We start from the raw sequence: 6,820 nt of genomic DNA on the forward strand, positions 1-6,820 counted from the left end.
GTGCCGACGATGACGATCTGGCCGGGCTTGAGCTCGTTGTAGAGGATCTTCTCCGACAGGGTGTCCTCGATCTCGCGCTGGATGGTGCGGCGCAGCGGCCGCGCCCCCAGCACCGGGTCATAGCCCCGGATCGCCAGCAGGTCCTTGGCCTCCTGCCGCAGCTCGATGCCCATGTCGCGGTCGTGGAGCCGCTGGTCGACCTTGGCGATCATCAGATCCACGATCTGGATGATCTCCTTGGGCGTGAGCTGGTGGAACACCACCGTGTCATCGACACGGTTGAGGAACTCGGGCCGGAAGTGCTGCTTGAGCTCCTCCGACACCTTGGCCTTCATCCGCTCGTAGGAGCCCTGCTCGTCGTTCTGCCGCGCGAACCCCATCGACACGCCCTTGGAGATGTCCTTGGACCCAAGGTTGGTCGTCATGATGATCACGGTGTTCTTGAAGTCCACCACCCGCCCCTGGGCATCGGTCAGACGACCGTCCTCCAGGATCTGCAGCAGCGAGTTGAAGATGTCCTGGTGGGCCTTCTCGATCTCATCGAACAGCACCACCGAGAACGGCTTGCGCCGCACCTTCTCGGTCAGCTGACCGCCCTCCTCATACCCGACATAGCCGGGCGGAGAACCGAACAGCCGCGACACCGTGTGCTTCTCCATGAACTCCGACATGTCCAGCTGGATCAGCGCGTCCTCGTCCCCGAACAGGAACTCCGCCAGCGTCTTGGACAACTCGGTCTTGCCCACCCCCGACGGGCCGGCGAAGATGAACGACCCACCCGGACGCTTGGGATCCTTCAACCCCGCCCGCGTCCGCCGGATCGACTGCGACAACGCCCTGATCGCGTCCTCCTGACCGATCACGCGCTTGTGCAGCTCATCCTCCATCCGCAGCAGCCGGGTCGACTCCTCCTCGGTCAGCTTGAACACCGGAATCCCCGTCGCGGTGGCCAGCACCTCGGCGATCAACTCATCGGTGACCTCGGCGACCACGTCCATGTCGCCGGCCTTCCACTCCTTCTCCCGCTGCGCCTTCTGCCCCAGCAGCTGCTTCTCCGAATCACGCAGCGCCGCGGCCTTCTCGAAGTCCTGCGCATCGATCGCCGACTCCTTCTCACGCCGCACATCAGCGATCTTCTCGTCGTACTCGCGCAGGTCCGGCGGCGCGGTCATCCGACGGATCCGCATCCGCGACCCCGCCTCATCGATCAGATCGATCGCCTTGTCCGGCAAGAACCGATCCGAGATGTAGCGGTCGGCCAACTGCGCAGCCGCCACCAGCGCACTATCGGTGATCGACACCCGGTGATGCGCCTCGTAACGGTCCCGCAGCCCCTTGAGGATCTCGATCGTGTGCGACAACGACGGCTCGGCCACCTGGATCGGCTGGAACCGCCGCTCCAGCGCCGCGTCCTTCTCCAGATGCTTGCGGTACTCATCCAGCGTCGTCGCACCGATCGTCTGCAGCTCACCCCGAGCCAGCATCGGCTTCAGGATCGACGCCGCATCGATCGCGCCCTCCGCCGCACCCGCACCCACCAGCGTGTGCAGCTCATCGATGAACAAGATGATGTCACCGCGGGTCCGGATCTCCTTGAGCACCTTCTTCAGACGCTCCTCGAAATCACCCCGATACCGCGACCCCGCCACCAAAGCACCCAGGTCCAAGGTGTAGAGCTGCTTGTCCTTGAGCGTCTCGGGCACCTCACCCTTGACGATCTTCTGCGCCAGCCCCTCCACCACCGCGGTCTTGCCCACACCCGGCTCACCCACCAGCACCGGATTGTTCTTGGTCCGCCGCGACAGCACCTGCATGACCCGCTCGATCTCCTTGTCCCGGCCGATCACCGGGTCGAGCTTGCCCTCACGCGCCGCCTGCGTCAGATTCCGACCGAACTGGTCCAGCACCAGCGACGTCGACGGCGCCGCCTCCGACGGACCACCCGAAGCCGCCGGCTCCTTGCCCTGATACCCGTGCAGCAACTGGATCACCTGCTGCCGCACCCGGTTCAGATCAGCACCCAGCTTCACCAGCACCTGCGCCGCGACACCCTCACCCTCCCGGATCAACCCCAAAAGGATGTGCTCGGTACCGATGTAGTTGTGACCCAGCTGCAACGCCTCACGCAGCGACAGCTCCAAAACCTTCTTCGCCCGCGGAGTGAACGGGATGTGACCAGAGGGAGCCTGCTGCCCCTGACCAATGATCTCCTCGACCTGCTGACGCACGGCCTCAAGACTGATCCCCAGACTCTCCAGAGCCTTGGCCGCAACACCCTCACCCTCGTGGATCAGACCCAGGAGGATGTGCTCGGTACCGATGTAGTTGTGGTTGAGCATCCTGGCCTCTTCCTGAGCCAGAACGACAACCCGCCGCGCGCGGTCGGTGAACCTCTCGAACATCTCCTCGCTCCTCCCGGGGGCGCCGGTTACTATCAGATTCTAAAGTGATTTGGCGAGGATCGGCGGCTGTTCGCAATGGGCGTAAGAGTCCGGGAGGCCGCGGGTCCGGCCGGCCGTCCGCGCGACGGCCTCGACCTGGAGGGGACCCATGTCTCTCGAAAGCCATCCCATGGTCGACGCCCTGGCTCCGGGTCCCGCCGAACGGCCCGGCGGCCCGCACGAGTACCCGCGGCGCCGGCCGGGGCTCCACCCGGCGGCGTCCCGGCCGTCCCGCGGACGGGGCCGCCGCGCGGCTCCGTCCTCCCGCGGCACCGGGTGGGCGTCGGGCATGAGCGTTCCGAGCGCGGTCAGTCCCGTCTGCGGATCAGCGTGACGCCGTCCCCGATCGAGAGGATGACCGCCTCGACCCGGCCGTCCGCGGCGACATGGGCGTTGAACTCGCGGATCGCCCGGGTGTCGGCGTCCCTCGCGCGCCTGGTCGCGGAGAGCTCCTCGGGAGGAGTGTCGTCGACGGGGTCGACGACATGGCCGCGCCACAGGACGTTGTCGGCCAGGACGGCGCCGCCAGGCCGCATGCGCGGGAGCAGCTCCTCGTAGTAGGCGATGTAGTTCTCCTTGTCGGCGTCGATGAAGGCGAGGTCGAACACCGGATCCGGGGCGAGCGCCCGCAGCGTGTCGAGCGCGGGGCCGAGCCGCAGCCGGATCCGGTCCGCCACCCCGGCCTGCTCCCACGCCTCCCGGGCGATGCGGCCCCATTCCTCGTCGACGTCGCAGCACAGCAGCTGGCCGCCGGGGGCGAGCCCTCGCGCGATGCAGAGCGACGAGTAGCCGGTGAACGTGCCGATCTCGATCGCCTGGCGAGCGCCGATGAGCCTGGTCAGCAGCGTCAGGAACGCTCCCTCGTCGGGCCCGATCTGCATCCGCGCCACCGGGCCGAGCCGGGCGGTCCGCTCCATGAGGCGGCGCTGCGCGTCGTCCGGGGGGAGGCTGTGCGCCGTGAGGTAGTCGTACAGTTCCGCCGTCACCGGCGTGGTCTTGAGCGCGCACATGGCCCCGGTCCCTCCGCGGTTCTCCGAGAAACTTTAATAAATTGTAGCAACATCCTTCTCATTTCCAAGGCGCGCACGCCGGCTCCACTCTCTCGTCGCGCTCGCTTTGAGCTGGTCAGTTAAGTGGCCAGTGAAATCCTCGGCCGTCCCGGGCCGCGGAGAGGCGTCCCGAGGAGGGGTTGACGAGGGGGAATCGCTATATAAAACTTCAGCGACAGGGCCCCGTCATCGATCCGCGGACCAGGCAGTGGCCCACCACACGTTCTCGACAGACGCTGGAGGTGTCTGGTTTGAGCTCTCTCCGTGAGACGTACGAGTCCCTCAACCTCGAACCCAAGCCGATTCGTCCGCACATCCTCGCCGCGGCCACCGTCGTCTTCGGCGACGACTACTACGCCGGCCGGCGGGAGACCATCAACCTGTCCGGCTTCGTCCAGCTGAACAAGTGGCCGATGCCGGGCTTCGAGCACCGGGTGGACGAGAAGGGCCACGCCGAGCTGGAGACCGAGCTGATCAGCGCGCCCGAGGTCGGCATCAAGGGGTACAGCTACGAGCTGGACGACCGCATCCAGGTGCTGTCCAACCCGTTCCTCCCCAACTCCGGCCACGTGCGCCAGATCGTCCCGGGCAAGAACTTCCCGGCCGAGTTCTACATCCGGCGCTTCGGCATCCTGGAGACCAGCACCCTGCGGCTGGCCCACCGCAACGTCATCGACATCTACGGCGTGGTGGACAGCATCCCGCCGTACAAGAAGCCGCTGACCGGCCCGTACCTGGGCAGCCCGCGCGGTGACGGTCCGTTCGACGTGGTGCAGGCGCCCAACGTGGTCCGCGGGACCACCCTGCCCGAGGCCTGGTACCCGGCCAACGACCAGAACGAGCCGGTCGGCCTGACGCCCACGGTGTTCTTCGCCGCGAGCGCCGGCCCCTGCATGTCGATGCTGGTCGACCCCTCCATGATCATGCAGGTCTCCCTGGAGGGGCAGATCGAGGTCGAGGTCAACGGCAAGACCGAGGTCATCGAGCTGGAGGGCGACTACCGCAAGGCCGCCGGCACGGAGATCCTCCTGTTCGGCCCCGACAAGCACGACGAGGGCCAGGGCGTGCTCGCCCAGATGGCCCGGGTCGCCATGGTCGGCCACAACGAGGCCCTCGGCGGCCGCGTGATGCTGCGGGCCAGCTGGCCGCGGCCGTCGGGCGGCACGCTGGGCGACGGCACCGAGGACAGCCTCAGCCGGGTCAGGTTCCCGAGCGAGCTGAACATCGACGCCGAGTTCGAGCTGGTCACGCCGCACGGCAACCTGTACGCGGCCCGGCCCGCCCACGTGTCCGGCAAGCTCAGGGACCTCGAGGCCACCGGCAGCGAGCTGCGCATGGTCGGCGCGGACTCGCCGCTCGTCACCACCGACGGCACGGTCAAGGCACGGCTGACCGGCGTCCGGCTGGCGATGCGCGACGCCCACGTCGGCGAGACGGCGGCGGTCAACATCTGAGGTTTCCCGCGAGCCTCTTGACGCGACCGGCGGGACTGGATCTGATGGAAATTCCAATAGTTCCAGTCCCGCCGGGACGCGCGTGCGGCCCGCCCCGCCGGCCGTTCCGGGCACCTGAGAAGGGGAGGCGTCGTGGACCAGCGACTGCTGCTGATGCACCAGGCGATGCTCGCCGACCGGCCCCGGCTGGAGGCCTACGAGCGGGCACTGGAGGACGCGATCCCGCCCGGAGGCGTCGTGGCCGACGTCGGGGCGGGGACGCTGGCGCTGTCCATGCTCGCGCTGCGGTGCGGCGCCGAGCACGTCTACGCCGTCGAGGCCGACCCTGAGATGGCCCAGGTCGCGGCCAGGATCGCCGAGCAGAACGACCTCAAGGGCAGGCTCACCCTCGTCCACGCGGACGCGCGCCGGGTACGGCTGCCGGTCAAGGCGGACGTCGTGGTCTCGGAGATGATGGGCAACCTCGGGCCGGAGGAGCAGATGATGGAGGTCCTCGGCTCCTTCGCGCGGCGCAACCTCGCCCCCGGCGGCAGGATCGTTCCGGAGCGGCTGGTCACCCGGCTGGCCGCCATCGAGTTCGACGGCGAGGGCTGGGGGCTCTGGAACGAGGACTTCCTCGGCTACCGGCTGGACGCGGTTCAGGAATCTGTAGCCCCAGCCGCCCAGCTGCACTTCTTCCAGCGCCCGCCCACGCTGCTCAGCGAGCCGGCGGCCATCGCCGACCAGCGCGGCGGCAAGGGGGAGCAGCAGCGGCCGAGCCGGCGGCTGACGATCAACCGGGCCGGCCGGCTGCACGCCATCGCCGGATACTTCACGGCCACCCTCGCCCCGGGCGTGACGCTGTCCAACCTCCCCTCGTATCCGGGCTGCAACTGGGCGGTCTGGATCTGGCCGCTGCGGCACACCGCGGTGGCGGCGGGGGACGTGCTGCACGTCCGGATGCACCGGCCCGAAGACGTGCGGGTGGCCACCGACTGGCGGCTTGAGTGCGGCCTCAGCAGGAAGGGAGGGCGCTGATGCCTTACGCGGCGGGGTCGGTGCGCGACATCCCGGTTCGCGGCGGCCTGAAACTGTGCGGGCTGACCTGGACCGGGCAGTACCTCTGGTACTCCGAGGCCGTGCAGAACCAGATCGCGGCGATGGACCCCCGGACCGGCGAGGTGGTGCGGAGGATCCCGTGCCCCGGCGTCCGCACGGACCTGACCACCATCGGCGGCAGCCTCGTCCAGGTCGTGGGCGAGCGGCGGACCCTGCGGGTCATCGACCCCGAGTCCGGGGACGTCGTCGGCGAGCTGCCGAACCCGCGGCCGGGGCGGCACCTGTGCGGGCTCGAGGCCACGAGCCAGGGCGTGTGGACGGGATACGAGGACCTCCAGGTCGTCGACCTGCGAAGCGTCGAGGACCTGCGGCTGATCGCCAGCTTCCCGGTGCGCCGTCCGGTCGCCGGGGTCACCGTCTCCGACGACTACCTGGCGTACGCCGACTACCGCGGATGCTCCATCAACCTGGTCGATCTGAAGCAGGGGCGCGAGGTGGCGTCGATCACCGTCAACGGCAGTCCCACCGGGATCGCCTGGGACGGCCAGCTGATCTGGTACTGCGACCACGCGACCCTCCAGCTGCGGGCGATCGAGGTGCCCGGAATCACCGGAGGCAGGCAGAGCCATGACGACGACAGGCGCTGAGCGGCGCACGGAGCCGACCCCCGCCGTGCGCGAGGCCCCCGCGCCGCTCGCCCTCGCGGGCCGGGGCGCGCGGGTGATGGCGATCGTCGCCGTGACCCTGGTGCCGGCCGTGGTCGCCGGGCTCGTCCGGACTGCGACGCGCGGCCGCACCGCGGGACGCCGGTACCTCTACCGGCGGACCGCCGTCCTGC

6 protein-coding genes are annotated in these 6,820 nt (G+C 68.8%); 4 read left to right on the plus strand and 2 right to left on the minus strand.

The window, feature by feature from the left end; all coding sequences use genetic code 11:
* Both AB0C69_RS35765 and AB0C69_RS35770 read right to left on the minus strand, forming a co-directional pair.
* On the minus strand, positions 1 to 2,402 hold a 2,402-nt coding region (locus tag AB0C69_RS35765; protein ID WP_360359781.1), incomplete at its 3' end, for an ATP-dependent Clp protease ATP-binding subunit.
* Between the two features lie 347 nt (positions 2,403 to 2,749).
* Positions 2,750 to 3,451: a class I SAM-dependent methyltransferase gene (locus tag AB0C69_RS35770; protein ID WP_360359783.1), complete on the minus strand. Its 702-nt coding sequence runs from the start codon at positions 3,449 to 3,451 to the stop codon at positions 2,750 to 2,752.
* Between the two features lie 281 nt (positions 3,452 to 3,732).
* Between AB0C69_RS35770 and AB0C69_RS35775 the strand changes: the two genes are divergently transcribed.
* The 4 genes from AB0C69_RS35775 to AB0C69_RS35790 form a co-directional block, all read left to right on the plus strand.
* Positions 3,733 to 4,944 carry a DUF6004 family protein gene (locus tag AB0C69_RS35775; RefSeq protein WP_268248247.1) on the plus strand — a complete coding sequence of 404 codons (1,212 nt, stop codon included), beginning with the start codon at positions 3,733 to 3,735 and terminating at the stop codon, positions 4,942 to 4,944.
* A 132-nt stretch (positions 4,945 to 5,076) separates the two neighbouring features.
* The gene (locus AB0C69_RS35780; RefSeq protein ID WP_353833751.1) at positions 5,077 to 5,961 is read left to right on the plus strand and encodes a methyltransferase domain-containing protein; all 885 of its coding nucleotides are present in this window, start codon (positions 5,077 to 5,079) and stop codon (positions 5,959 to 5,961) included.
* On the plus strand, positions 5,961 to 6,629 hold the full coding sequence (locus AB0C69_RS35785) for a hypothetical protein (protein WP_360359787.1): 669 nt from the start codon (positions 5,961 to 5,963) through the stop codon (positions 6,627 to 6,629). The genes AB0C69_RS35780 and AB0C69_RS35785 overlap by 1 nt, the downstream gene beginning before the upstream one ends.
* On the plus strand, positions 6,610 to 6,820 hold a 211-nt coding region (locus tag AB0C69_RS35790; RefSeq protein ID WP_360359790.1), incomplete at its 3' end, for a hypothetical protein. The genes AB0C69_RS35785 and AB0C69_RS35790, both read left to right, overlap by 20 nt.

The organism is Actinomadura sp. NPDC048032, from assembly GCF_040653175.1.
Taxonomy (GTDB): domain Bacteria; phylum Actinomycetota; class Actinomycetes; order Streptosporangiales; family Streptosporangiaceae; genus Spirillospora; species Spirillospora verrucosospora.

What these genes read in the sequence shown, in the direction of transcription:
- AB0C69_RS35770 (WP_360359783.1), bottom strand. Translation starts at nt 3,451, where the DNA reads ATGTGCGCGCTCAAGACCACGCCGGTGACGGCGGAACTGTACGACTAC.
- AB0C69_RS35785 (WP_360359787.1), top strand. Translation starts at nt 5,961, where the DNA reads ATGCCTTACGCGGCGGGGTCGGTGCGCGACATCCCGGTTCGCGGCGGC.